13 protein-coding genes are annotated in these 26,696 nt (G+C 65.4%); 8 read left to right on the top strand and 5 right to left on the bottom strand.

Features of this window, described 5'->3' with window-relative positions; translation table 11 throughout:
- The first annotated feature begins 42 nt into the window (after window positions 1-42).
- The 3 genes from ACZ60E_RS44725 to ACZ60E_RS44715 all read left to right on the top strand — a co-directional run bounded on the left by ACZ60E_RS44725 (window position 43) and on the right by ACZ60E_RS44715 (window position 4,524).
- Window positions 43-2,739 carry an AAA family ATPase gene (locus tag ACZ60E_RS44725; protein WP_469448119.1) on the top strand — a complete coding sequence of 899 codons (2,697 nt, stop codon included), beginning with the start codon at window positions 43-45 and terminating at the stop codon, window positions 2,737-2,739.
- 539 nt (window positions 2,740-3,278) lie between these two features.
- Window positions 3,279-3,863: a DUF3159 domain-containing protein gene (locus ACZ60E_RS44720; RefSeq protein ID WP_469448105.1), complete on the top strand. Its 585-nt coding sequence runs from the start codon at window positions 3,279-3,281 to the stop codon at window positions 3,861-3,863.
- 13 nt (window positions 3,864-3,876) lie between these two features.
- Window positions 3,877-4,524, top strand: coding sequence for a GOLPH3/VPS74 family protein (locus ACZ60E_RS44715; protein WP_469448104.1), 648 nt, complete (start codon window positions 3,877-3,879; stop codon window positions 4,522-4,524).
- A 16-nt stretch (window positions 4,525-4,540) separates the two neighbouring features.
- Here ACZ60E_RS44715 and ACZ60E_RS44710 read toward each other — a convergent pair whose 3' ends face one another.
- Complete coding sequence (locus ACZ60E_RS44710) at window positions 4,541-7,228, bottom strand: AAA family ATPase (RefSeq protein WP_469448103.1); 2,688 nt, start codon at window positions 7,226-7,228, stop codon at window positions 4,541-4,543.
- Window positions 7,229-8,521: 1,293 nt separating this feature from the next.
- Between ACZ60E_RS44710 and ACZ60E_RS44705 the strand changes: the two genes are divergently transcribed.
- Window positions 8,522-9,175, top strand: a complete 654-nt coding sequence (locus tag ACZ60E_RS44705; protein ID WP_469448102.1) for an SRPBCC family protein — start codon at window positions 8,522-8,524, stop codon at window positions 9,173-9,175.
- Window positions 9,176-9,342: 167 nt separating this feature from the next.
- Entirely contained in the window at window positions 9,343-12,411 is a 3,069-nt protein-coding gene (locus ACZ60E_RS44700) for a Tn3 family transposase (protein ID WP_469448101.1), read from the top strand.
- A 421-nt stretch (window positions 12,412-12,832) separates the two neighbouring features.
- Here the strand turns inward: ACZ60E_RS44700 and ACZ60E_RS44695 are convergent, their stop codons facing one another.
- Window positions 12,833-13,789 carry an NAD-dependent epimerase/dehydratase family protein gene (locus ACZ60E_RS44695; protein ID WP_469448100.1) on the bottom strand — a complete coding sequence of 319 codons (957 nt, stop codon included), beginning with the start codon at window positions 13,787-13,789 and terminating at the stop codon, window positions 12,833-12,835.
- A 247-nt stretch (window positions 13,790-14,036) separates the two neighbouring features.
- Between ACZ60E_RS44695 and ACZ60E_RS44690 the strand changes: the two genes are divergently transcribed.
- On the top strand, window positions 14,037-14,966 hold the full coding sequence (locus tag ACZ60E_RS44690) for a LysR family transcriptional regulator (protein ID WP_469448099.1): 930 nt from the start codon (window positions 14,037-14,039) through the stop codon (window positions 14,964-14,966).
- Between the two features lie 356 nt (window positions 14,967-15,322).
- Entirely contained in the window at window positions 15,323-16,042 is a 720-nt protein-coding gene (locus ACZ60E_RS44685) for a zinc finger domain-containing protein (protein WP_469448098.1), read from the top strand.
- Here the strand turns inward: ACZ60E_RS44685 and ACZ60E_RS44680 are convergent.
- Window positions 15,966-16,574 (bottom strand): hypothetical protein, encoded by a 609-nt coding sequence (locus ACZ60E_RS44680; RefSeq protein WP_469448097.1) that lies wholly within the window; start codon window positions 16,572-16,574, stop codon window positions 15,966-15,968. The genes ACZ60E_RS44685 and ACZ60E_RS44680 overlap by 77 nt on opposite strands.
- 375 nt (window positions 16,575-16,949) lie before the next feature.
- Here ACZ60E_RS44680 and ACZ60E_RS44675 point away from each other — a divergent pair, with 375 nt between their 5' ends.
- Window positions 16,950-17,444, top strand: a complete 495-nt coding sequence (locus ACZ60E_RS44675; protein ID WP_469448096.1) for a recombinase family protein — start codon at window positions 16,950-16,952, stop codon at window positions 17,442-17,444.
- A gap of 125 nt (window positions 17,445-17,569) precedes the next feature.
- On the opposite strand, the gene ACZ60E_RS44670 is transcribed toward ACZ60E_RS44675, so the two are convergent.
- Both ACZ60E_RS44670 and ACZ60E_RS44665 read right to left on the bottom strand, forming a co-directional pair.
- Window positions 17,570-23,566: a hypothetical protein gene (locus ACZ60E_RS44670; RefSeq protein ID WP_469448095.1), complete on the bottom strand. Its 5,997-nt coding sequence runs from the start codon at window positions 23,564-23,566 to the stop codon at window positions 17,570-17,572.
- Window positions 23,563-25,776: a hypothetical protein gene (locus ACZ60E_RS44665; RefSeq protein ID WP_469448094.1), complete on the bottom strand. Its 2,214-nt coding sequence runs from the start codon at window positions 25,774-25,776 to the stop codon at window positions 23,563-23,565. The genes ACZ60E_RS44670 and ACZ60E_RS44665 overlap by 4 nt, the downstream gene beginning before the upstream one ends.
- Between the last annotated feature and the right edge of the window lie 920 nt (window positions 25,777-26,696).

The raw sequence follows: 26,696 nt of genomic DNA, 5'->3' as shown, positions 1-26,696 counted from the left end.
GGGTACCGCCCTGCGTACGCGAGGGGGCCTCCGGTGAGCGGCATGTCACCAGCTCGCTCCTTTGGCCGGCTTGTTGGTAGGCGGGAAGAGATCGCGCGTATAGGCGCCGTGACTGCCGCCGCACGTGCGGGGCGGGGCGGGGCGCTGGTCGTCCAGGGCGAGGCGGGTATGGGAAAGAGTGCCTTGCTCGATCATGTCCGGTCGGCGGCCCATGACATGCGGGTCGTGCGTGTGGCAGGGGCGCAATACGAGAACGAGCTGCCGTTCTCGGCCCTTCACCAGCTTTGTCTGCCGATGCTCTCGCATCTGTCCGACTTGCCCGTCCGGCGCCACGAGGCGCTGCGGACCGCCTTCGGGCTGGTGACCGGTACGCCGGACGTCTTTCGTGTCGCTCTGGCGGCTCTGGACCTGTTGTCCCACGCGGCCCAGCATCGGGCGGTGCTGTGTCTGATCGACGACGCCCATTGGCTGGATACCGCGTCCGTGAGGGTGCTGGCTTTTCTCGCCCGGCGCATCGCCTGCGAACCGGTCGCCATGGTGTTCGCCGTGCGGCCCGGTGGTGCGGCGAAAGAGCTGGAGGAATTGCCGCGTCTGCAGCTCGGCGGGCTGGGTGACGCCGACGTGCAAACGCTGCTCGCGGCGCGCCATCTCCTGACGCTGGACGACCAGGTTCGTCTGCGGCTCGTGGCGGAGGCGCGGGGGAACCCGCTGGCCCTGCTGGAACTGCCCTCGGCCGGTGGGTTCGCCCCGCCGGACACCTCCTTACTGCCGACGCGGATCGAACGCGCCTATCAGGCCCGGCTGGAAGGTCTGTCCGCGTCGGCGCGGCTGCTGCTGACGGTCGCGAGCGCGGATCCGACCGGCGATCCTCAACTGTTGTGGCCCGCCGCTCAGACCTTGGACATCGACATCGCGGCTGCCGGTGCGGCTGCGACCGCGACCGGCCTGGTCGACTTCTCCACCCGTATCCGTTTCTGCCACCCCCTGGCCCGGTCCGCGGTCTACCGGGCCGCATCGACAGCTGAGCGCCGTACGGCCCACTGGGCACTGGCCAAGGTCACTGACCCGGTGAGCGACCCGGACCGGCTCGCTTGGCACCGCGCCCAGGCAGGTGCCGGCCCCGACGAAGACGTCGCCGCTGCACTGGAGCGCTCGGCGCTCCGCGCCCAGGCACGCGGCGGAACGACGGCCGCGGCAGCCTTCCTCGAACGCGCCGCGGTCCTGTCGCCGGCGACCGCCAAACGCACCGAACGCACCCTTGACGCTGTGCGCGCTCACATCGAGGCGGGGATGAGCGACACTGCCCGGCAACTCCTGACAACCGTCGAGGACATGCCTCTCGACCAGCGTCAGTATGCGTACCTCGACCTTTTGCGGGGACGGCTCGCGATCCTGGGGAGCGACCACGGCAACGGCCCGAAATTCATCCTGCGCGCCGCACAGCAACTTGCCGACACCGACCCGCAATGGTCTCGCGAGTGCTACCTGGACGCGCTTGAAACGAGCCTGGGTGCCGGCCGGGCCACCGGCGTGATGGACCTGGTCCTGACCGCAGCGCGGAACGCGCCACCACCGGCACCGGACGTCCCGGACGTGCTGGACGCACTGATCCGACTCACCACAGAGGGGCACCGGGCGGCGTATCCGCTGCTGCGTAAAGCCCTCGATGGCGACGGCACCCCGCTGTGGATACACCGGCCGGCACTTGCCGTCGTGCTTACCAGCGAACTGTGGGATCCAAAGACCTATACCGTGATCACCCAGTGGCTGACGAAAACCGGCCGTGCATCGGGCTCCCCCCTCCTGCTGCGTCTGGGCTTGGCACAGACCGCCACCGCCATGGCACTCGCCGGCGACCCGGGGAAGGCCATGGCAGCGATCACCGAGGAGGAAGCCATCGCCGACGCCATCGGCGGCCCCCACATCACTTACCCCAGACTCCAGCTTGCCGCGATGCGCGGCCGCCCGAAGGAGGTGATGAAGCTGTTCGATACGGTCACGGCCGCAGCGACGGCCAGCGGTACCGGACAGCTGATCGCCGACGCCTACTGGGCGGTCGCGGTATTGCACAACGGGCTGGGTGACTACCCGGCCGCGCTGGCCGCCGCCCGGCGAGCCGCCGCGCACACCGACCTCTACCTCACCGGATTCACCTTGCCCGAGCTGGTGGAGGCGGCTGTGCAGTGCGGCGAAATCGACAGCGCCACCACGGCGCTGAACGCGCTGACCGAGAGCACCGAGGCAAGCGCGACCAGTTCGGGCCTCGGCATCGCGGCCTACGCGCGAGGACTGGTCACCGGACACGAGGAGCACTACCAGGAGGCCGTCGCGCACCTGGAAAAGAGCCCCCTGGTTCCCTACCGGGGCAGGGCGCACCTCCTCTACGGGCAGTGGCTGCGACGTGAGGGCCGCCACGGCGAGGCCCGCCACCAACTGCGCTGCGCACACGAACTGCTGTCCGGGGCCGGCATCGAAGCATTCGCCCGGCGGGCCGCGGACGAACTGCGCGCCACCGGCGAGAGGATTCCCGGCCGCCCCAGAAGCGCGGACGACAAGCTCACTGAGCAGGAGAGTTGCATCGCCCGCATGGTCGCCACCGGCGCCACTTCCAACGAAGTCGCCGCCCGCCTCTTCCTCAGCCCCCGCACCGTCGACGCACACCTGCGCAACATCTTCCGTAAATGCGGTATCACCTCCCGCCGACAGCTCAAGAACTACCCCGGTCTCAGCAACGGCTGAAAAATACTGCTCCTGCGTGGCAGTGGCAGCACATGGTCGAGGGGATTCGCATCGGTAGTTTTCACCTATAAGGAAACTGCCGGTGCCCTGCAGGTGATTACCGTCGCCAGTGCGGATGGCCTTGTCGGGGCGCGTGCCAATGATTTCGCTGTTCACGCCAAGGACCGCACTCGCCATCAAGGGACAGTGTGAAGTCAAGAGTCATGAAAGCCTCTGACCTGCATGTTCGCAGAGCTGATCCAAAAGTGCTGCGTCTCGAGGCGCTTTCGGCCGTCGGCGGGCGAACTATTTCTTGTAGGAGCCCCGGAATGAAGGCACGGGGCCAGGGAAGTCGGTTGGCTGAGCGATCGGGGCAATGAACCGTCAAACCCAAAAGGCGTGAACGTGCCCCCGCTTCCTACCCATTCGAACAACTACCTGCGAGTTGATCGCGCATGACTGAACACGGACATACTCCTACCCGGCATGTCGCGCCGGCCCCCTCCGACGGCGTGACACATCCTCCGCCGAAGCGAACGCCGCTGGAACAGATGGGCGGCATGACGGGCCTGGTCTACATGGCCCTGCCGATCGTGACCTTCGTCCTGGCCAACTCCGCTTTCGGGCTGACTCCCGCGATCTGCACCGCTGTAGGCGTCGCCCTAGCGATCTCAATCGCACGCCTGATCCGCAAGGAATCGCTCCAACCAGCGCTTTCGGGCCTGTTCGGGGTCGCGGTTGCCTCGTTCGTCGCATGGAAGACGGGCTCGGCCAAAGGATTTTTCCTGACGGGCATCTGGAGCAACGTCGCACTCACCCTGATCTTCCTGGTCTCCGTACGCCGTCCCCTGGCCGGCATCGTCTGGGGCGCGCTCAACGGCACCGGGACCGCCTGGCTGCGCGACAAACCCTCCCGCCGCGCCTACGACATCGCCACGCTCACCCTGACGGCCGTCTTCGCCGCCCGCAGCATCGTTTGGCAGTACCTCTACGAAGACGACCGCACCGGCTGGCTGGCCGCCATGCGCATCCTGATGGGCTACCCGCTGCTCGCCCTGGCCCTCCTGACCGTCCTGTGGGCCGGCCGGCTCTCCGCCAAGCGGCTCAAGGACCCCGCGGAACACCTGCCCGCCGACCATGTCTGACCCGAGGAGCACCGTGACCTGGACCCTGGCCCAACGCCTCTTCCTGCTCTGCTACTCCCTCGACAAGGACAAGTTCGAGCTAGCCGACCACAACGGTCGCGGCGCCGTGCTGCGCGCCGCAGCGCTCGCCGAACTCACCATCGAGGGCAAGCTCACCGTTGTGAGCGGAAAGGTCGTCCGTTCTCCCGTCCAGCCACCACCCGATCCCTTCTTGGCCGATGTCTGGAACGACGTGTCCGCGGACAAACCCCAGCGCTGGCTCCCGCTCGTCCACCACAAGGCGCACACCGCGCAGAAGCCCGTCCGTGACCAACTCGCCGCGGCCGACATCGTCGTGGTGCGCCGCCACAAGCGCCTCGGTGTGCTTCCCGCCGACCGTGTGACCCTCAATGACACCGGTCCGGTAGTGACGCTGCGAGACACACTGCGCGACGCCGTGCTGAGCGGCGCCGCACGGGCTTCACAGCTTCCTCTGCACGACGCGGTCACGGCAGTGTTCGCCGTCGAGGTGGAGATGAACAGCGTCTTCACGCGCGCAGAGCGGCGTGAGCACAAGGAAGCGTTCGCGATGCTCGGGGGACGTGTGGACGACGCCCTTCCCGGTCTGCGCAAGGCGCTGCACGACACCTACCTGTCGAATCAGGTCACCGGCGGCGGCTGAGCGGCGAGGCGAGCAGTCAGCCAGCCGTGCGCAGGTCGGGCCGGTCCGTGAGCTGCCGGCGGGAGGTGATGCCCAGTTTTCGGTAGATGTTGCGCAGATGAGCGTCCACGGTGCGCGGGCTGATGAACAACCGGGAGGCCACCTCTTTCGACGTGGCGCCTGCGGCGACCAGCCGCGCTATGTGCAGTTCCTGCATGGTGAGCTGGTCGCGGGCATGATCGGTGCGACTGCGCGCCTTCTCCCCGCTGGCGCGCAGCTCATCGGCGCTCCGCCGTGCGAAGGCATCCAGCCCGGCGCCGGAAAACAACTGGTGCGCGGTACGCAGGTGGGGCCGGCAGTCCTGCCTGCGGCCCTGCCGCCGCAACCATTCTCCGTACAGAAGGTGGGCCCTGGCTCGGTACGGGAGCATCGGCGTGCCGGTGAGGTGATCGATCGCTTCCAGGTAGTCGTCCTCGGTGCCGCGCACCAACCCCCGCGCGTACGCTGCGATTCCCAGGCCCGAAGGGGTTGCACTGGCGCGGGTGCGTTCGGTCAGCGACTCCAACGCTTCGACTGCGGCAGCGTGCTGGCCGCACCGGACGGCGGCTTCGACGAGTTCGGGCAGAGCGAATCCTGCGACGAAGAGTTCCCCGTCGGCCGTGGCGTGCTGTGCGGCTGCCAACGCCTCTTGGTATTCGGTCAAGCTGTTGTGAAGCACGGCGCTGGCCCAATGAACGTTGGAGACCACTTGTCCCATGGCTGCAGCTGTTGCCGTGACGGTTGCGAACAGCGCGAGAGCCTCCTCGCGGTGTCCGCGCATCGCGGCCAGTTGTAGCCGGTGGTAGATGACAGGGGGTGCGCCGGTGGCGTCGGCGATCGCCTCCTCCTCGGCGATTGCGGCCATCGCCTTGTCGAGGTCACCGGTGAGCGCGGCGGCAGAAGCGGCCTGAGCGAGACCGAGCCGCAGGACGAGGGGCGCCCCCGACGCACGGCCGTTCTTCAGGAGCCACTCGATGATGCGCCCGTGTGTGTCCGGGTCCCAGAGCTCGGCTGCAAGGATGATCGCGAGCGCGGGGTGCCGGTCCCACAGGGAATGCTCCGCACTGTCGAGCGCATTTCTGATCAAAGGAACGGCCACCTGATGCCCGCTCACGGTCAGGGATTCCAGCGCGTCCAGGATGTCCGGGGCGTGCGGCGAGGCGGTCTTCGCTTCGGCGAGGACCAGGTCCATCACGCCGTTGGCACGTCCGACGAGAAGACTCATCTCAAGCGCTTCCAGATAAGCCTCCCGCGAACGCTCCGGGTCCAGGACTGCGAGCCGCCCCGCGGCGCGCAGCATAGATGCCGGGCCGTCGTTGTCGTCGATTCGGGTCAAAGCGATCCGGCCCCGCAGCAGGTCGACCTCCGCTTGCTGGAGCTCGTCCGGACCCGAACCCTCCACCGTTACAAGGAGCGCGGCTGCCTGGTTGGTGGCGCCTGCCTCCAGGTGGGCGCGCGCGGCGGCGACGGTCCGACCCATGCGTCGTCCGGCATCGAGTGAGAGCTCCGCCGCGCGTTGGAGGAAGGCGGCCGTAGCCACCGCACCGCCGCGCGCCTGAGCCCGGGACGCCGAGCGCTCCAGCTCGACGGCGACGTCCTCGTCGGGGGCAGCAGCGGCCTGAGCACGATGCCATGCCCGTCGGTCGGGATCGGCAGCAGGGTCGGTGACCTCGGCGAGTACACGGTGGGCCAGCCGCTGCTCGCATGGCGCGGCAGCGTCATAGGCCGCAGCTCGGGCCAGCGGGTGGTAAAAACGCACTCTGGTACCGAACTCGACCAGTCCTGTGGCGGTGGCTCGCGCACCGGCTTCCGGCAGATCGACACCCAGTTTGCGTGCTGCCGGCCACAACAGCCCGGGATTGCCGGTGGCGTCGGCGGCAGCGATCGTGAGCAGCAGTCGCGCCTGCTCAGGCAGACTGGAGAGCATGGTCCTGAATCCATATCCGATCCGGTGCGGCACCGAAGTCAGTTCGGGCGGGGCGAACCCACCGGCTCTGGGTAGGGCAAGCAGAGCCAATGGATTGCCCCGTGCCTCGGCCACAAGTCGGTCGCGCACCTGCTCGTCGAGCCTCTCGTGACTCTGCGCGGCGAGTAGTGCCCGTGCGTCGCTTTCGCTCAGTTCATCGATTTTCAGACTCGGCAGGGCAGCCAACTCGCCGGCCTCGTACGGCAATCGCACGGCAAATACCATGGCCACCGGCTCGGTGGACACGCGCCGGGCGAGAAAGGCCAGCGCCTTCGACGAGGCCGCGTCGAGCCAGTGCGCGTCATCGATCACACAAAGCACCGGACGTTCCTGGCTGGCAGCCGTGAGGAGCCCCAGCACCGCCAAGCCGACCCGGAGCACATCCGGCGTCCCAGCCTCCAGGTCGAACGCGACGCGAAAGGCCTGACGGTGCTGGGCAGGCAGCTTGCCCAGGTGCTCCAGCGCGGGCAGGCAAAGCTGATGCAGCGCGGCGAACGGCAGCTCCGCCTCATGCTGGGTCCCACCCGCCCGCAGCACACGAAAGCCAGTCGCCGCCCCCTCCGTGTATTCAAGCAGCCTGCTCTTGCCGATCCCCGCCTCGCCCCGCAGGACCAGCGCCCCTCCCCGCCCCGCCCGAGCCGCCTCGATCAACTCACCGAGGTGCTGCGTCTCGTGCTGCCTACCGAGCAAAGGACCGCGGGTATGGACCGTCGTGTGCACAGCGCCTACGGTAGCGAGCCGGTTCGGCGCTCATCGAAGCGGTCCCCCGAAGGATCGAGCAGTTCCTCGGCCGCCAGGAATATTTGGGGCGCCCCGCGGCAAGACTCGCTGTGGTGTTCACACGTGACGCTGCACCCGCGGCACGATCCGCCCTCCGCCAGGCCCAACAAACTGGCACATCATCACGTCATCCTCGTGATGCAGCAGATGACACTGGTTCATGTACGGCGTGTTCGGGTCGATGAGGCTGCTGAAGCGCATCGCCGGCCGGTAGTGCTTCTGCGCGGCAGCAAGGTGGTGTCCTTTCAGCCGCGTATGTGCGGTTCTGGCTTTTTATCGTCGCCGATCAGCACCTGGAACTGCAGATCGTGAACGTGGAAATTGTGCTGACCAATCCTGCGGAGTGAGCCCCTTTATCGGTGTCTCTCACCAGGATCGAGGGCAGAACAGCGTATGCGCCCGACACAGACCGGAACAGATCCGGACGCGATCACCGTCGTAGGTGCGAAAGCCGAGACCAACGAGCGGCATCTCCACAAAATCGACACCGACCAGTTGCCAAGCGCCACGGCTGGCCAGGTCCGGGGCACTGAACGCGCAAGTACCCTCCGGTTTCTCGATAGACGCCATGTCGCCGGGTACACCACAAGGGTCAGTGCGGGTCAATTCCTCCGCAGGTCGATGCGGCACATGGGCAACGCAGTCCCGGGCGAATTGGCCCGCGCTCCTCGCACCGGACGCCGATCGGGCCGCGTTCGCTGCTGGTGGGACGTTGCTGCGCCATCACACGCTGTACAGCAACCATCCCCGAGACTCGCCCTCCCTCCGACAAATCGTTCGCAATCGAGAGTCCTAGACGACCAGTCACGTACAGCGTCGCCGCCAGACGTAGCGAGATATAGGTAGCTTTTACCGACGCGAAGGAGGCGGGCCAAGAGAAAGGCTATCCAATACCCAGAGGGAAGAAAAATATCCAGCGGTTTGAAAAACACGCCTTCGATCGAGGCTGGCCAATCAATCCTATGGAGTCGAGTTGCGGGCCTGGCACCACTGAGTACCTGCCCATCGACAATGTTCGCCCACAGGTGGGCGCCCTCACGGTGCCAGTTGCGGGCACCAGCGGCTTGTCAAGTTGCGTCCGGGCTCGCCATATCGATTCTCTTCCTGCACGTAACCTAGATAGGGGAAGTTTACACTCTTAATTTCTCGTTCGCGCTATAGTTACGTGCGTATCCTTACGTTCGCAATTAAATCGATCTGCATACTGAAACCGCACACCAAAGGAAACCTCCCATGTCTGTTCAACACTCCCTCCTTGCCACCCGCCTTGGGGCCCTCTCCCTCTCTCTCGCTGCGGCCAGCGGCGCCTTCGCCGTCACCGCGGCCCCCGCGCAGGCCGCCGCCGACGCCGACCGCTCCAGCCATCACACCGGCGCAGTCGAATGCCGCGGACACGGCACCGACCCCGACGCCCTGGTCCGCTACGGATCCGAAATCCTCATCCACGCCCCCGTCAGCACCGTCTACAAGACCCAGACCGACGTCGAGCAGTGGCCCTCGTGGCAGGACGCCGTCTCTACCAGCAAGCGCCTCGATCACGGCCCCCTGCGCCCCGGCTCCGCCTTCCGATGGACCACCCCGGTCCCGGCCACCCCCGCAACACCCGCCACCACCCTGACTGTCACCTCCACCGTCCAGCAGACCCAGCACAACCACTGTGTCCGCTGGACCGGACCCGCCAACAGCGACGCCATCAACATCGACGAGGGAACCCACGTGTGGACCTTCACCAAAGTCAGGGGCGGCACTCTCGTTCGCACCGAGGAAACCTGGACCGGCGATCAGGCCGAAGCCGACATCAACCTCTCCACCCAGGCACTCGGCGACGGCCTCGAGATCTGGCTCCAGGACCTCAAGGCGGCCGCCGAAGCCCGCACCGGCTGCTGACCCTGCCGCACGAAGCACACGAATTGGCCGTGTTCTCGTATAGCTGCCGCCACCCGTCATGTAGCAGAACGTGATGGGGCTGCGGTGGGGTTCTGCGCTTTCCGTCCAGTTGGGACGGGTGGTCGCCACGATGTGGAGATCCAGTTGGTTGAGGCTCGGAGGCATCGGTGCGGCAGGAGTGGGAGCCGGAGGACCTGATCGAGGTCTGGACGCTTCTTGAGGACGAGGTTGTGCGGCTACGGAACAAGACCGGGGCGAACCGGCTGGGTTTCGCCCTGTTGCTGAAGTTCTTCGAGGTCGAGGCTCGTTTCCCTGAGAGCGCGGGGGAAGTCCCGGCGCCTGCGGTGGCGTACGTTGCCCAACAGGTGAAGGTACCGGCCGAGCAGTGGGCCGCGTACGACTGGCAGGGCCGGGCGATCACCCGGCACCGCACGGAGATCCGTACGGCTTTCGGGTTCCGGGCAGGTACCGAGGAGAACCAGGAGCGGCTGGCGGAGTGGCTGGCCGCAGAGCTGTGCCCGGTGGAGCTCTCTCGCGAGCGTCTGGTGGCGGCCGTGGTGGCCCGGTGCCGCAACGACCACGTCGAGCCGCCGGCCCCGGCGAAAGTGCAGCGGCTGGTGGGCCGGGCGGTCACGGACTTCGAGGCCCAGTTCTGCCGCAGCAGGGTGGAGCGGATCTCTCACGCGACGCGCTCGCGCCTGGAGGACCTGGTCGCCGGCAGCGAGGACGAGACGGCCGGTGAAGGGGATGGTGAGGGCGCGGTGTCGGGCGGCGGCCGGTCCCACTTCGCCGAGCTGAAGGCCGACCCGGGGGCGCCGGGCCTGGAGAGCCTCCTGGCGGAGGTGAACAAGCTCCAACGAGTCCGGCGGCTGGAGCTGCCCGCTGACCTGTTCGCCGACGTGTCCGAGAAGCTGGTCGACGCGTGGCGGGCGCGGGCGTCGAAGGAGTACCCGGCGAACCTGGAGCGGATGAAGCCGCCGCGGCGCCTGACGTTGCTGGCCGCGCTGTGCCACGTACGGCACACGGAGATCACCGACTCGCTGGTGGACCTGTTCATCCAGCTCGTTCTGAAGATCAACACCCGGGCGGAGCGGAAGGTCGACAAGGAGCTCAACGCCGAGCTGAAGAAGATCCGGGGTAAGGACGCGATGCTGCTGCGTGTCGCGGAGGCGGCGCTGTCGGAGCCGTCCGGCATGGTGCGGCGGGTGATCTACCCGGTGGTCGGCGGGGAGAAAACGCTCAAGGCCCTCGCCGCGGAGGCCGCGGCGAACGAGGCCCGCTACAAGGCCCGGGTCCGCACCGTGCTGCGGTCGTCATACTCGGCGCACTGGCGCCGGATGCTCTCGCCGCTGCTAGGTGCGCTGGAGTTGAAGTGCAACAACACCTCCTACCGTCCGGTGATGGACGCGATCGACTTGCTCCAGCGCTACCTGGAGCAGCCGCTGAAGGAGGGTGCGTTCTTCGATCCGGCAGAGAGCGTGCCGCTCGCGGGGGTGGTGCCCGAGCACTGGCGCGCGGCGGTCGTGGACAACAAGGGCCGTGTCGAGCGCATCCCGTACGAGCTGTGTGTACTGGTGGCGCTTCGGGACGCGGTGCGGCGCCGGGAGATCTGGGTGGTGGGGGCGAACCGGTGGCGTAACCCGGAGGACGACCTGCCGACGGACTTCGAGGACAACCGGGACGTGCACTACGCCGCACTGGGCCAGCCGCAGGACGCCGGGGAGTTCATCGCCGCCCTGCAAGGCAAGCTCCGTACCTCGCTGGACCGCTTTGAGACCGCGCTGGCGGAGGGCACGACGGGCGGGGTGGCGATCGTCAAGAAGCACGGCGAGCCGTGGATCAGAGTCTCCCCGCGCGGCAAGCAGGAGGAGCCGGAGAGCCTGGTGGCGATCAAGGGTGAGATTGAGCGGCGCTGGGGGACCATCGACCTGCTGGACATCTTGAAGTACGCCGAGTTCGACGCGGACTTCATCGCCGAATTCACCTCGGTGGCCACCAGGGAGATGCTGTCGAAGGATGTGCTGCGGCGCCGGCTACTGCTGGTGCTGTTCGGCCTGGGCACGAACATGGGGATCAAGCGGGTCGCGGTGACCGGCAAGCACGGCGAGAGCGAGGCGACGCTGCGGCGGGTGCGGCACCTGTTCGTCAACCGCGCCAACATGCGCGCGGCCCTGCGGAAGCTGGTGAACGCCACCTTCGCCGTCCGCGATGAGATGTGGTGGGGCACCGGCACGGCGTGCGCCTCCGACAGCCGCAAGTTCGGCGCCTGGTCCTCGAACCTGATGACCGAGTGGCACCAGCGCTACCGGGGCCCCGGAGTGATGATTTATTGGCACGTGGAGCGGAAATCGCTCTGCATCTACTCCCAGCTCAAGTCCTGTTCAGCCTCCGAGGTCGCCTCGATGATCGAGGGCGTGCTGCGGCACTGCACCGATATGGAGGTCGACCGGCAGTACACGGACACGCACGGCGCCTCGATCGTCGGGTTCGCTTTCGCGCACATGCTCGACTTCAAGCTGATGCCGAGGCTGAAGAACATCGGCTCGGCGAAGCTGTACCGGCCAGCGGCCGGGCAGGATGACAAATGGCCGAACCTGAGCCCGGTGCTGTCCACCAAGACGATCGACTGGGACCTGATCGCCCAGCAGTACGACCAGATCGTGAAGTACACCACCGCACTGCGCCTGGGCACCGCCGAGGCCGAACAGGTCCTGCGCCGCTTCACCCGGGGAGGGCCCAAGCACCCGACGTACCGGGCGATCGAGGAACTGGGCCGGGCGGTGCGGACCTCGTTCGTCTGCGACTACCTCGCCGACGTCGAGATGCGGCGCGAGATCCACGAAGGGTTGCAGGTCGTGGAGAACTGGAACTCCGCGAACAAGGACCTCTTCTACGGCAAGAACGGCGACCTGGCCGGTTCGGACAAGGAGTCCCAGGAGGTGTCCATGCTCGCGCTGCACCTGCTCCAGACCGCGCTGGTACACGTCAACACGCTGCTGATGCAGGAGGTCCTGGCAGATTCGAAGTGGGCCGACAAGCTCACCGACGCGGACCGCCGGGCGCTCTCCCCGCTGTTCTGGACCCATGTGAATCCGTACGGCCGGTTCGAGCTGGACATGAGTAGCCGTCTCAATTTGGACTTGTCTGTCCGGGCGACGGCACCCAGCCCGCGCACGCCTCAGGAGGGAGACGCCTTGAGCCCGGGCGGGACGCCCGGCCGCTGGGAGCGGCGATAGCGCCGTGTGAGGAACACTGCCGTCCCTGGCCCGGGCCATGTGTCGCCCCCTACGTCAGCCCGGGCGTAAGCATCTCGTCCGTCGCAGGGGGGGAAGGTGGCTTCTCCTTGACCTTACTATTTCGGCGGCTGTTGGAGCCCTACAAGCAGCAGGTCGATCAGCTTGTGCGGATCCTAGCGGGGGTCACGGTCAGGGACGACGAGAGGCTGCCGCAGGTCAGCGAAACACTCATCACCTGCGTCCATCACGCTGACGACACGACGGCTGACCCACAAACCGGTACGCCGGCCCATGCAGGCACCCATCGCCCCGGTTGTGGTGGCCGTGGCCGCCCGAGTGCGACCAGCATCACTATCGTCACGGTGCAGGAACGGTGACGCTATTCATTCGGAGCGGTCACAAGTCCTGGTCACCAGAAGTTCTAGTGACGTGCTGTTGCTTCGTACGCGATTCGGTATTCCTCGATTCCTCCGACGAAGGTCGACCGACGCTCGCGCCATCCTGTCAGTGCGCGCAGCTTGTCGGATGAGACCCATTGCCAGAAGTTGGCCAGGGAGTGCACCGAATCCATGCGCAGTTCGGCATCGGGTTCGGTGTACTCAACCGTCAGGTCGTACGACTTCGCCAGGGCGTCGGTGATCTCTTGCGCCGTTTCGTATTTTTCGTTGGAGATGTTGAATGCCTGACCGGCGATCTCCCCTCGTCTCGGGTGTTCGGCCAGAGTCACGTAGGCATCGGCGCAGTCGTCGACATGGAGGGAATGCATGATTGCGTTCGGGTCCCCGATGATCCGCAGCGTGGAATCGCTCCCGGCTGCGAGAGCGAACAGGTGGCCGTAGTGGCTTGAGGTGTAGCCGTAGACGATCGTCGGACGCAGGACCACCGCATCGTAGGCGGCGTCGGACTGCGTCAGCAGCGTGGTGCCGAAGTCGGTGCGAGGGACCAGCGGTACGGGAGGGTTCAGAGGGCTGGCTTCCGTGTGGGGAGCCAAGCCCCGGTCGCCGTGCTTCTCGGCCATCTTCCCGTAGTCCTTGCAGCCGCTGGAGAACATGACCAGCGGGCGCACGCCTGACTGATTGCTGCGCCGGGCGATCTCATCCAGCATCGTCTGAACCTTTTCAAGATGCGCCACGGGATGGCGCGCATCTTCGGTGTTCGAGACGACCAGATCGAAGGTGACGTCGTCCACCTGGTCGAGGAATACGAGGTCTTCAGGCGATCCAATGAGCGGGTGGATTTCGTTCTTTTCCAGATCGGCAGCATATTCGTGCTTCCGGATCAGGCCGAATACCTTCCATCCGGCCCTATTGAACGCCTTCGCAACGGCATTTCCGATATATCCGTTGGCGCCAGTGACGAGAACATTCTGCTGGTTCACAGCTTTCCTTTCCATGTGCTGTCGGCCGGTTTCCGGCCCCTTGGCCATCGCGTCCCACCCCGGTGTCCAGCTGCGGTCGCCGCCTGCCGGCCCGTGCCTGGACGTTGGCCAGCCCGCCGCTCATGGGCGTGACGGTCAGGCCCGCGTGGGCCCACTGAACGTCATTTCCATGACTTGTGATCGCTGTCGATTACTATCGACAGCGACGATAAAACGCCCGCGGTCACTAGTCCAACAGGTGCCATTCATGTCCCACATCGATCACGCTCATATAGCGACGTACGACCTCAACCTCCTGGTCGCATTCGACGCCCTGATGAGCGAGCGGAACGTCACGCGCGCCGCCCTGAACGTCGGCATCACCCAGTCGGCGATGAGCCACAACCTCAGCCGCCTGCGTACGGTCTTCGACGATGACCTCTTCGTCCGCTGCGCCGGCGGCATGCGCCCCACTCCGCGCGCCGAAAGCCTCGCCGCCACCGTGTCCTCGGTGCTGAGCACGATCCAGGGACAACTGCTGGAGCCCCAGGCGTTTGATCCCGCCACGGCTGAGCGGACTTTCAGCGTGGCCATGCCCGACTTCCTGGAGTGGCTGGTCCTCCCGCGTCTCCTCGAACTCCTCCAGGAACGCGCACCCGGTGTGACCCTGGACGTGCAGCCACTCGACAAGGCGCAAACACCCCAGTGGCTCGACAGCGGCCGCCTCGACGCGGCCGTCGGACACCTGCAGGGCATACCGCCCCACTACCACCACGAACGACTGTGGACCGAACGGCAAGCCGTACTCAGCCGCTCCGACGTAGCAGACACTTCCGGTGCCGTGAGCGCCGACGTGTACGCGTCCTCACCGCACGCTCTGCTCGGCGACCACGACGACAACTGCTTCGGAGTCAACGAACTCCTCGCGCACCACGGAGTGTCCAGGCGCATCGTCGTCACCACACCGCACCTCTTCACACTGCCGCTGCTCGTCTGCACAACCGGCGTCCTGGCCACCGTGCCCGTCAGCCTGGCCGACCAGCTGGCCGCCGCCTACGGCCTGGTCGTCAGCGCGCCACCCTTCGACTTTCCCGCTTTCGACATCAGCATGGCCTGGCACACATCCCACGACCCGGACCCCGCGCATATCTGGCTGCGCGCCCAGATCTTCGACGCGACGAAGACGTTGAAGACATAGACCAGCACCACACGGCCCTGAAGGCCTCGGGCGGCCCTCACGAACTCGGCATTGGTACTGACCCGCCCGAAGGACACCCGACCGCAGACACAAGGCGCTCATCGCGCCGAAGATTTTAACGGCCCAAGCGGCGAGCAACTGCCACTCCTCCTACGGACCGCATTCGACGTCATCGCAAACAGACAATGACTGAACAAACAGCCCTGTAGGGGTTCCCATAAACGACCCTTTGCCCGAGCAAGATCGAAAACTGCCGTACGGAGATGGCGAAGCGCTGGTTCGGTTCGCAGAACTTGTTCTCACTCAAAGATGGGTCCGGGTGCTTCTGAGAATCGTTTGTGACAGTCTCTGGTGGCATGACGGTCCCTCAAGAGGCTCCCTCGAGCGACGCCAACGACGTCGAGCGCCACCCCTGCCCGCGCTGCACCGTCGAACCGGGATCGCCGTGCCGCTCGCGCTCCGGCGCGGTCGCCGGCACCTACCACACCGGCCGCTTCACCAAGGTGCCCCGGCTCGCCAAGCTCCTGCGCGTGCCCACTCCCGCCGACCGCGGACCCGGCCAGCCCTGGCGGCCCGGCACCCCGGTCCCGCTCGCCCTCGCACCGGACACCCCGACCGCCGACATCCGCATCGGATACGCCCGCTGCTCAACGCTCACCCAGGAACTCCAGTCCCAGCTCGACGCCCTCGCCAAGCACGGCATCGACCGCGACAAGGTGTTCTCCGAGAAGATCAGCACCCGGGTGCGCGTGCGGCCCCAGTTCGAGGCCGCTCTCGCGCTCGCCCGCCAGATCAAGGCCCACGCCGACCATTATCTAGGGTCCGCAGGCACTTCACGCAGGTCAGGCGGCACGAACCGCTGTCAGGCAAGTAAGGCACGTAGCGTCGGAAACGGTTCGCCCGAACCGTTTCTAGGACTTCTGGTAGAAGCACGGCAAGGCGTCCAGGAAGCGTTTCGACCGAAACGCTTCCTGGACCCCTGTTCGGCGAGCAGCGCCCCTATGCGGGCTCGCCGAACTCGGCGACGTAGGCCGCGTAGTTCTCCGCGAGGACGGCCCGACCGGCCTCTGCGGTGAGGCGGTCGACCGAGGCGACGGCGGGGAGTTGCCGGTCCTCGACGGTAGTGGTGATCAGCTCGACCCGGCGGGCCAGCTCGGCTACGACGCTGGGCGCCGACTCGACCAGTAGCTTCCCGTCCCGCCACGAGAACCGCGGCGCCCGGCCGATGCCGGTGCTGCGGACTTTCGTGGCCAGGAACGCCGCGTGCCGGTACGGGAGGTCCGGATTCTCGGTCAGCAGCAGGTAGACCCGCTCGGTGTCGCCGCTGTAGCCGACCAGACCGGTACAAGGCTTGATCGGTCCGTTCGTGTCGCGGGCCACCACCTCGTAGACGCGGCACTCGGTGCACCGGAACAGGTCGGTGCTGCTCTCGTACTCGAACTCGTGGCCGCCGAACCCGTCGTCAGGCTCGGTGACGTCGGGGGCCGGGGCTTCAGCGGTGCGCAGGGTTTGGGTGTACTTGCCGCCCTGGCGCGCGGCCTCGCGGGCGCGCTGCGCGGCGGTGGACTGCTTCTTCGGCACGGTCGACTCCAGCCTGGCGGTACCCACGCTCCCCGCCGGCGAATCGGGCCGGGACGGTCTGCTGCACTCGCGGGCCCCGGAGGACCTTGGCCGACTGTGCGCCGGGCGGCGTGGGCACCCGGCACGGCGGCGAACGGCGGTACGCGTCTGGCCGTGGACTCCACGCTAAGGCACGCCGCTGACATCAAGGCGAGTGCGACCTTGTTTCGGTCGAAACAAGGTCGCACCACTTCGGTTCGGTCGAACCAAGGTTGAGGGTCGACACGTACATCACGAACATGCCGTACTTGCCTGAACGACCCGGAGATACCTGTCAGGCACGGGCCACGAAAGCTACTTGCCTCACATGCCTGACGCCCATTTCGGACCCGAGATAACCCGCACTGCCGGGTCATCTTCACTGTGTACGAGATGAAGCGGCTCGGCCGCGACGCCGCCGAACTCACCGCGCTCGCCGACCACCTCACCGCCCACGGCCTGGTCCTGGAGATGCTCGCCGGGCCGCTGCCCGGCATATACGACCCCAGCGGACCAGGCCGTCTGCTGTTCGCGTTCTTCGCCGCGATGGCGGAGACCGAGCGGGAGAACATCCGGGAGTCGACCCTCGAAGGGCTCGACGCGGCGGCCCGCAAGGGCAAGCACGGCGGCCGGCCGCCCGTCATCACCGACGACATGCTGCACACCGTGCTGCGGCGCCGTCGGAACGGCGAGTCGGTCGAGCAGATCCAACCCGACCTGATCATCCCCACCGGCAAGCGCAAGGGACAGGCCCCCAGCGTCGCAAGCATCTACCGCGCGCTCGCCGAGCACGAGAAGCAACAGGCGTACCCCGAGGCCGTCGAGCAAGCGCACGCCGACTTCGTCAACCTCCAGCAGCGCGACCACGGCCCCGCGTAACTACTCAGCGCTACATGACGGGTGGCGGCAGCTATACGAGAACACGGCCGTCTCAATGCGGCCCGAATCGGATGAAGTCAACCGCCAAGATCATCCTCACATTGGGGTGGCAGGGCTGGAGAAGCTCACTGCGGCCCGTGGTGACGCCACGCTGCAGCGAGAATCGGTTCTACCGCGAGGCTTTGCGAATCAATATTCACGAGGACGTTCATTCGGCGCAGTGCGGTCAGCAGGAAGTGGATGTTGGGATGGTCGGGTTGGAGTAGTTCGTGCAGGTCTTCGAGGGGAAGCGGAGCATCGAATTCCGCGACCAGTTGGTGCATCAAGGGGTGAAGTGTGACTGCTTCGGTCAAGCCGGTTGCTTCCAGCAAGCGCACACCCTCACTGGCCTTGATTTCGTCGGTGAGCCGGGTGAGGGCTTTTCGCGGTGTGAACCCCTTGACGGCCAGTGTCAGGAGGTGGTTGAGGACGATCGGCCATCCGCCGGTAGCCTCCAGGAGCGCAGCTCGTTGTGTCGGTTCGTAGTAAGGCGTCATTGGATCCTCGCTGGAGATCCAGCTACGAAGGCCGTCCGCGGTGGTCAGTTGGAGGAGCACGATGTTCTCCTCGTCCGCAGTGGTCAACTCGCGCAGGTGGTCGATCTGGGAAGGGTCCAGGAGCGCTACTACGCAGCGGCTCACTCCCTCTGGGGGCTGGAGCGTCAGGGCTTGGTCCAGTGACTGGCGCAAGGCACTCGGGCCGAACCCTCGGGTATCGCTGACGATGATCCGGTGCTGGCGGCCGGCCCGGCCTGTCTGCAATTCCCTGCGGTAATCCTTCGGTGAGTTGGGGATGATCAGAGGCGCGATGCTTGTGACGCGTTCCTGTTGGCCGGCAAGCGCATCCACGACGTGATCGAGGCCGGCGGCCTTGGTGCCAATCACGATTCTGAGGCCGTTGCGGCGCCTGGTCAGGTCCGCGATCTGTGCCTCAGTCAAGGGGCTGATGAGACCACCAGGCAATGGCCTGCGTGAGTGTGCCGCAGAAAGAGCGGTGACGGCTTCGCCCTCCTGTGAGGACAGCTCTTCCTCGATACTGGTGGGGTTGCCCAGGAGCCTTAGCACGTTGGACGAGCGCAGACGCCATCCGGAGTCGTCCGCGGCGAGGACACCCAGCCCGGCCATTTCCTCGAGCAGCGCACGGTATTCATCCGGCGGAGTGACGGAGAGCGCCTTTGGCCACCATTCGGCGCACTCGGTGCGTAGCTCTCGACCTGCAACAGGCTGGTCCACCCCATAGCGGTGTGCGTGCAGCGCCAAAACGAGAGCGATAAGTTTGTACCGTGGGTCGAGATGGAGTGTCAGACGGACGGTGTCCCGGATGCTTTTGGCGAGGGAGGCCGATCCGATGACCCGCTCCATGGTCTCCTCGTCGATAGTCCAGGGCGGTCCCCCTGCGGGGATCCGCTGGCTGTGCGTCTCAAGCACGAGAGCTAGACCGATGTGCTGAATAATCTTCGGGTGGTAGTTGGCGTAGGCGAGGGCACGGTGAATCAGAGTGTCGCTCTCGAAACGAATGCCAAGTACTTGCATCGGGTCATGGAGGAGCCGGTAAGCGGCTCCAGGGCTGAGCGGACCGATTACCAAGGGCTCCCCGAAGTGAGCACCGGCCAGCGGTTGGTTGGGCAGCGAAGCGAAACGCTGAACCTGATGAAGGCCGGCGAACACGGGTTTGAACCTCCGCCCGCTGGAACTCATAAGATTACGTAGGGCGGTGGTGTGTACGAAACCCTCACGAGCATCCCCGTCAAAGAACTCGTCGCATTCGTCGAAGAGGATCAGTAGCTTGCGCGCCTTGTCGTGCTGGAGCCAGCGGTCGATGTCCTCCTCGACCTGATGCATGGTGCTGGCCCGGTGGGCGCGCCGTTCGGCGATGCCGTCTTGATGCAGGCTGCGCGCGAGCAGGTCCCAGATGTCTCCCGGGGTGAGGCCCATTCCTGATGGCAGGGGGATGTAGAGGCTGACGTGGTGCCGTGTTCGCCTGTAGCGCGCGGCGGCCGCCTTCAGCAGCGCGGACTTTCCAAGTCGCCGACCGCCGTACAGGATGCTCGAACCTTGAGCGTCCAGGACGGCGGACAACTCATCGCTGCGGCCGTAGAACATCTCGGCGGGCAGCGTGTCACTCGCTTCGGGAAAGTAGGGGGCCACTGCGCTGAAGGGTGCAAGGACACGTTCTGTGGTGGCGAACAGGCCGGTGCCGCGGGCAGCCAGGAATGCCAAGGCAGATGCGTCGAGCACAAGGACTGGTTTGTCCCGTCGGGACACGCATTCACGGGCGAGAGCCTGTCGCTGCGCGACCCCTATCGAACCGGCTACTACCACGAGCACGGGGAGCTGACTGACGTCCTGTTCGATCCAACCCAGCAGGGTGCGGGCGTCGGATACCGATCTAGTGGTCATCACCCGCAGTCGGCCGCCCGAGCCGGAGCCGAATTGTGGGAGTCGGCAAGGCCCAACCAGCTTCACGTCGGTGATGTCGAACCAGCGCCGGGTCGCCGGACCCGTGAGTCCCGCGTCTGTCTCGTCGATGTATTCGACGCCTGCCAGCCGCAGGGCGAGTTTCAGGTGGTGCTTACGGGTGCGGAAGGTATTCCACTGGGTGTGCAGTTGCTGCAGGGCGGTCAAAGCGTCAGCGCTCTGGGATCGCTGAGCGGGAGCCAGGGCGGAGAAATCCAGTCCGCGGTAGGCCCCACCGCTACCGGCTTCTCGGATCAGTTCGGGGGCGATGCCGGATTCCAACGCGTCACAGACCGTGGGAAAGAAGGCGTCGAAGTCTGTGGCAGGTTCGACGGTCGGAGGCTCGTTTCCCTCGCGCGCGGACAGGAGGAACTCCTCAGCAGTCGCCAGGTCTCCCTGCGTAATCAATGCTCGGATCTTGTCCGCCACGGATGCCGAGGCGTTGAAGTTGTTCAGCAACAGGGTCGCCTTGGTCTGGAACTTGGTGCGTTCCTCCTCTCTCTGGATGTCCAGTTGTTCCAGAATTTCCATGCATTCACGTTGTACGGTTCCCAGATTGTCTCCACCGATGTTTCCCTTGACCGCTTCCAAGCGTGCCGAGACCCGCGAGCGTCCTGGTTCTTCCAATTGACCGAGGCGGGCCGCAGTCTCCGCGCGGTGCGTGACAGCGAGACTCAGTGCCTCTACCTCGCGACGGCTTTCATTGCGCAGGCGGTGGTGTTCTCCTCGGAGTTTGCTCACGACTTCACTGCGGCCGCCCTGCAATTCGAACATTTCCAGAGATGTGCGGGCGGTGGCGTAGTTTTTCGCAAAGGCATGGTTGCGTGCTGCCGTTTCCCACGAGGTGATGCGTGCTTTGGATACGTCGTCCGGCGTGATGGCGCGCAGTGGGGTGAGCTCGGCGTCGAATTCCAGGTCGGTGCATCGGAGCAGGTCGACGTTGAGCGCGATGCTTGGCGCGCTCTCGGGGCCGGACAGATGTCCCGTGCTCAGGAGAGCAATGCTTCCGCGTACCGAAGTGAGCGCCAGATGTGCTGCGGTTTGCAGCAGAGGATCGGGGAAGGAGTCCGCGGTGTCCCCCAACGCCCGGATCTCGGTTGCGAGATCCGTAGTCAATGGAGTCAGACGGCCTGCCAGGTGACTGAAGACAGGTGGGGGTGCGACCGGAGCCGAGTTCTGGACTGAGGTGAGCCACTCGTGCACGATCTCCAGAGATTCCTGCGCGTAGTGCAGGATTCGCCGTCGTGCCGCTCCCTGAAGCCGTGAAGAAGACTTTCCCTTCGATGCGGTATCGCTCTTTGAGAGAAGTTTGCCCAGTGCTTCCGGCTTGCGCAGAGCGAGGAGCTGGGAGCGGACCGCGTCTAGCCGGGTTCGGTCGTCTTCGGCCGCGGCATGCAGGAGTGAGCCGATGGGTCCTTCCTCGGACCACCATGTGCGGACGATTTCGTTGGCTCGTGGGAAGTGCAGAGTGCGGGGCTCGGCGAGACTTCCACGAGCCAGGGCACTCGCCGACGTCACATCGACGTTCGAATCATTCTCGTGGCCGGGGTGGCTCGCCTCTTGTTCGAACATTCGTGCAGCCAGTTGGCCGCGGGCGCATACCTCGGCGACCGTGGTCAGCGTGGAGTGGAGCGCCGGCATGCCCTGAATGCGGTCGGAGATGAAGCGCAGAGCTTCGCCTACCCCTGGGTCGCCGCAGACGAGGCAGACGCGCAAGAAGGCTGCGGCGCGCAGCAAGAGACCGACCGGGCCGAGACCCACGTCCGGCTCGGTGAGGCGGCCCGCCGTCTCGTTGAGGAAAGCGTCCGTGCAGGCCCCGGTCGCGCTGCGTACGGTCTCGGCCAAGACGAACAGCTTGAGCGTCAGGGCAAGTTGTTCGAAGCCTCCTGCCTGCGCCGCGTGATAGGACAGTGCGATTTCGTGTTGCCCCAGGCACTCCGTGACGATGTCACGGGGGTCATCTTCCTCTTTGGGCGTCGGCGCGGGAGCGGTGGATGGCTTATGAGAGACAGCTGCAACGGCCTGCGGAGGGTCTTCGAATACCGTTGTCTGAGCAGCCTCGGGACGATTTTTTGCGTGGGACGGATCCGCCTGCCCCTCTTGGGGAGGCGAGTCCTGGTCTCCTGCGGTTGCGGTCAGGCCAGGGGTGGACCCGTCATGCGTTGGGATCTTGAGAGTTGCTGGAATTGGAATTTCGTGCAGGCTGTTGGTTGGCGCCTCGGTCGCGACAGAGTTTTCTGCACTAGTGGCGTCGTCTGGTCCAAGAGGATCTTCTATTTTAGGCGCATCGTCGACCGTGCGTTGGGCCGCGGAACGCGCCAGATTAATTGATCCGTGCCTGGAAGACGTAGTTGAGGAAGCGGATGCGTGAGGTGAGACAAGGCTTCGGTCCGTGTCGGCATTGGCTGGGAATGAGACCTTGCTGCGGACTACAAGAAGTACGACCGCGCGCAAATCTTCGGGCAAGGCCCCACGCAATCGTTCGTCCAAGCATTCCACCCCTGGATCGTCGTCGCGATGGACGGCGTCGGAGAGCGCGACGATGTCTGCAAGCAGTTTGGCTAGATTGATGTCCCCTTCCGACCACGCTTCCTGCGCAGAGAGTTTGTCTGCTTGCGCTCGAAGGTTGTTGATCGCCGGATGAGGCTGGGATGCCACTGCATGTGCAATGCGGTCGAGTCCGGAAAGCAGGGACTCTCTCCCCCTGAGCTCATCTCCGCGAAGGCGAAGGGCCGTCAGTAGGTTTTCAAGCCCTGAGGCTTCAACGTAAGCATCGTTGGCAGGGGCAGTCGCTGCCAGCGCGCATGCCAGCTCATTTGTTGTTGTGATGAGCGCTTGGACGGATTCCCAGGCGCTCGGGTCTGGTAGGACTCGCTGGTCCAGAGACTGCCAAGCCTGTCGTGCGGAGATGGTGGCCTGCTCCAACAAGGCTTCCAGCCGCTGTGCGGCATCGTCGCATTGACGCGCGCCGTCCAGCTTGGTCGCGGGCCATTCTTCTCCAGAAGCCGATGGGGCCGCGGCCACCTCGGCCGGGGAAAGTCGATCAGCCGCACGCAGTGCACTCCACTCTGTGGAAAGCCGGGCACAGGAGTGTGCGAGCGTCTCCACCTCCTTTAGGGGCCAAGATGGCAATGCTCGATTCTGCAAGGTCCAGGCGAGCACATATGGCTGGCTGGGATCCGCATCCCAGAAGGCGATCGCCGCGAGGAGCAGTTCGTCGCGCGGAGCCTGCTCTAGACTCTCTTCCAGAGTGCTGCTGCGGCGCCCTTCCAGCCAATCGGCTCGAGCTTGCGCAAGGCTTTCGAAGAGAGGACTGCCAAGGGCTTCGGCATCAAGCTGTCGCTGAGAAGCAGGACGGCTTGAACGTAGTTGGGTCAACGCGTGAGAGCAGACAGTGGGGGTGAGCCGACCCATGGCTGGTACGTGCAGTCGCTGCAATAGGCGGGTCCGCCGAGTCTTGCCCATTCTGTTGAGCAGGTCACTCAGGCGGGACTGATCCAGCAGGGCGAGAACATCACCCAGGGGGTCTCCGAGTCGCTTGAGCCCGTCTTTTACGGCCTTAGTCAGTTCGAGAGGTGGAGCGATCGCCTTAGCGCGCGGTTTTGCCGTCATCTTGACCCTGGTCATCCGTTCCCCGAAGTGCCTTCCAGATCCTGCGGTACGTGCCGGTGCCACGGCTTTCCAGGCCCTGACCCCTTCAGATGCCCGTGCACGAAGGTTGTGCCGGGTGGGAGCTCGGTATCGGCGTCGGCGCCTTCGACCTCTACACGCCACCGGGCGTAATCAAGCCGCGCCTTGAGGGAAGGCTGCTGTTCAGGAGGTAGTCGCCGTCGCTGAGGACGAATCCAGCGACGGCTGAGGAGCGGCCCCGAACCATCGTCGCGCCCGCTCCATTCCGCCGAGGCTCGGGCTTCCTCGGCTTCAGGTGTGGACGGCCACCATGTGAACACGTCTGGTCCGCCCGAATGATGCGGGGACTGCGTCAGCAATCCGAACACAGTCATGTCTTCGCAGGTGTGGATGATTGTCCACAGCAAGGCTGCGGAATGAACATCAGGCCCGAATAGAGCCGCGGTGAGACGGCGACCGTCCAGGTGCCGGCTGTCGGCAGGCCCCCGGTCGCCGTCTCGCTTGAGGGCCTCGATGATGAGGTGCTCCAATGCGGCTACGGCTGGTCGCCATGACCCCCTGGCCACTGAGGGTGCCCATGGTTGCCAACTCTGCCGGGTGCTCTGCTGGGTGTCCAAGCCGGTTCCGAGGCGAAAGAGTGCCTCATCGAATTCCCAGCTCACGGTTCCGAAGCCAGCAACGTCCACGGGATTCGTCAGCCGAAGACTCGTGGCTACCAGCCTCCTTCCGGCGCGCGCCGCCGCGACGGTCAGATGAAGTCCTGGCGGTATTGCAGGCGGCCAGCAGACGCCTTGGACTGTGTCTTGGTGACGGCGTACACACTGCTCCGTCCCGTCACCGGTACTGGGGGAGGCGTCGTGGTGGAGTTGCAGGATGAGATCTCCGGGTGGCAGCAGATCCAGTACGGCACCGGTGAGTCGCAGCCTGCCGTCCGTCAGATCGGCTTTGCTTACGGCGACTGTCAGGACGATGAGCTCGTCATCGATGTGTACGACGGTGACCCGGCTCGCACCGATTTCCACCTCGCTCAATCCGACCGGTGCGGTCGGAGGTGTCGGGTCACCTGTATGCGAATTGCGGCTCTCCGTGAATCCGATACCCGCTGGGGTGAGGGGATCCAGTCCTGCAAGAACATCGTCCACAGGTAGGCGTTGTGCTCTCCAGATGCCCGCATGTTGCCAAAGATCATCCACGCGGAGATCAGTTCCGGCAGGCAGCTTACGGTTCATCGTCATATCTGCGAGAGCTAGGTTCGCGTCTACGGCCAAGGCCGCGGTGGTGACGCCGGTGAGGCCATCGCTGTGATCGTCTTCTCGGACGAGAGCGTTCAGGAGCGGCCACAGAGCTGAGTAACGAGCCTGATTGCCGGGGGCGGGTCGGCAGACAGCCCTGCGCACTTCCTGGAATGTTACAGAGGAGCTGAACGAGGCTGCGTCGGTTGCTGGTCGGGCGTAAAGGTTCCACGTACGCAAGTCCGAGGCCGTGGTCATGATCTGTGCCAGGCATTCGACGGCCGACCGGATCGATCGTGCGACGTCGGTGTCGCTCACCACCGTGGAATCCGACATGAGCCAGCGAGGTAGGGGGCCGAGGTCGAGGAGGGCGCGGGCGGGTCCAGCGAGATAGGCGGCGAACGAACCGATCTGGTCCCGCGAGGAGGTGCCATCCCAAGAGGAAGGGACGAATCCTACGAGTTGCCCGTTTTCCAGCCCGCCACCAGGTCTGAGCCATCGCCCTCGTTCAATCGACTCGCCGGCACTCAGGGGGCCGAATACGTCTGTGTCGACGACGATGCGCTGCCGGTCCTGGTCCGCGTCCGCTGGAGCGCCGGACCGGGCTGCTCCCGTCCAACCGTCCTCTTCGACATCTGCTGCCGCGCCGAGTACCGCAGCTACCTCGCCCCACAGTTCACGACTGCCGCGGGTCAAGCGGACGAATGCCCCTGTTGGTAGCACGGGGAGCTTGCCGCCGACCGACACCGTGGCGAAGCAGTCGGGATCCGGTTCACGTGTATAGCGGCGAAGGTGTGGGTCGTAGTCGAAGTAGATGGAGTTGAAAGCGCTGCAGGCGTGCAGGAGGCCGCCGCGTGCCACGGCCACTTCTTGCAGACGGTGGGCGATGCCCTCTCGTACCGACGTTGGTACTTCGTCGACCTGCCAGAACATCTCGGGACATAGCAGGGCAGGGTTCTCGAAATGAGGTTCCACTACAGCCCCTTCCCCCCACCGACCGCACTGTCGACGCGCACATGACTATTTGATCGTACGAAATGGACAGAAGGCAGCGATATCGCAAAGTTGGGGGAGGGAAGATGAGTTGGGGTGTCCGGCATCGGTTCACGCATAGTTCATGGTGTCGTTGGCGTCCGAGCTGTCCCGGGTGAATCACGAAATATGTACGGTGTGTCCGAAGGGTGCTCGCCGATCAGGTGATGTCTCACGCCTGAAGGCGTGCCTATCGGGCAGCGCGACCGTGGCAGCTGGGTCAAGCGCAACAATCGCACCTTCTGTCACAGTGCAGGTCAGGCGCCGAAAGGTCGCCGTGAGGTGCCATCTGCGGACGTGGGGCTTGCGGAGTGCATCAGCGTCATTGCCGGGGGCCAGCTCGGCGGGTACGGATTTGATGTCCAGGAGAAGCATGTGCGCCGATGGTGTCGCGATGCCGACCACCGGGCTCGGCCGCACCAACTGTAAGGGCGAGTGATGCTCCGGAACTCCGGAGGGCCCTGGCCGCCCCGGCTTGGCCGATGCTCTGACTGAGGGTGAGGACGGAGCCGCGGACGGCGTCATCGCTCCGGTGCTCGACCGGTTCGCCCAAACCCTTGTCCTTCAGGAGGCGATGCTGGGCACTGGACGGACCTGGTCGCGTGAGTAGGTCCGGGCCCTTGCCTCCCGGCTCGTTTCCCCGGAACGGTTCGCTTTGACTGCGATGCGCCACCCGCAGCCCTGCATGCGGTCGCCGGTAGGTACGCGTCACTGTCGAGGTCGTGCCGTACGGTCCACGGACACCTGATAGGCCAGCCTGTCATCCGTCTAGGACCTGTCCTGGCGATCATCTGGTAAGACGCCTCGGTGATACTTTGACCGGAATTGTGGGAAGGGGCGGGCGAATCCGTGGACAGTGACCT

It is taken from the genome of Streptomyces sp. NPDC102514, from assembly GCF_055584525.1.
The sequence above is the reverse complement of the archived record's forward strand: the minus strand, read 5'-3'. Positions and strand labels throughout refer to the sequence as shown.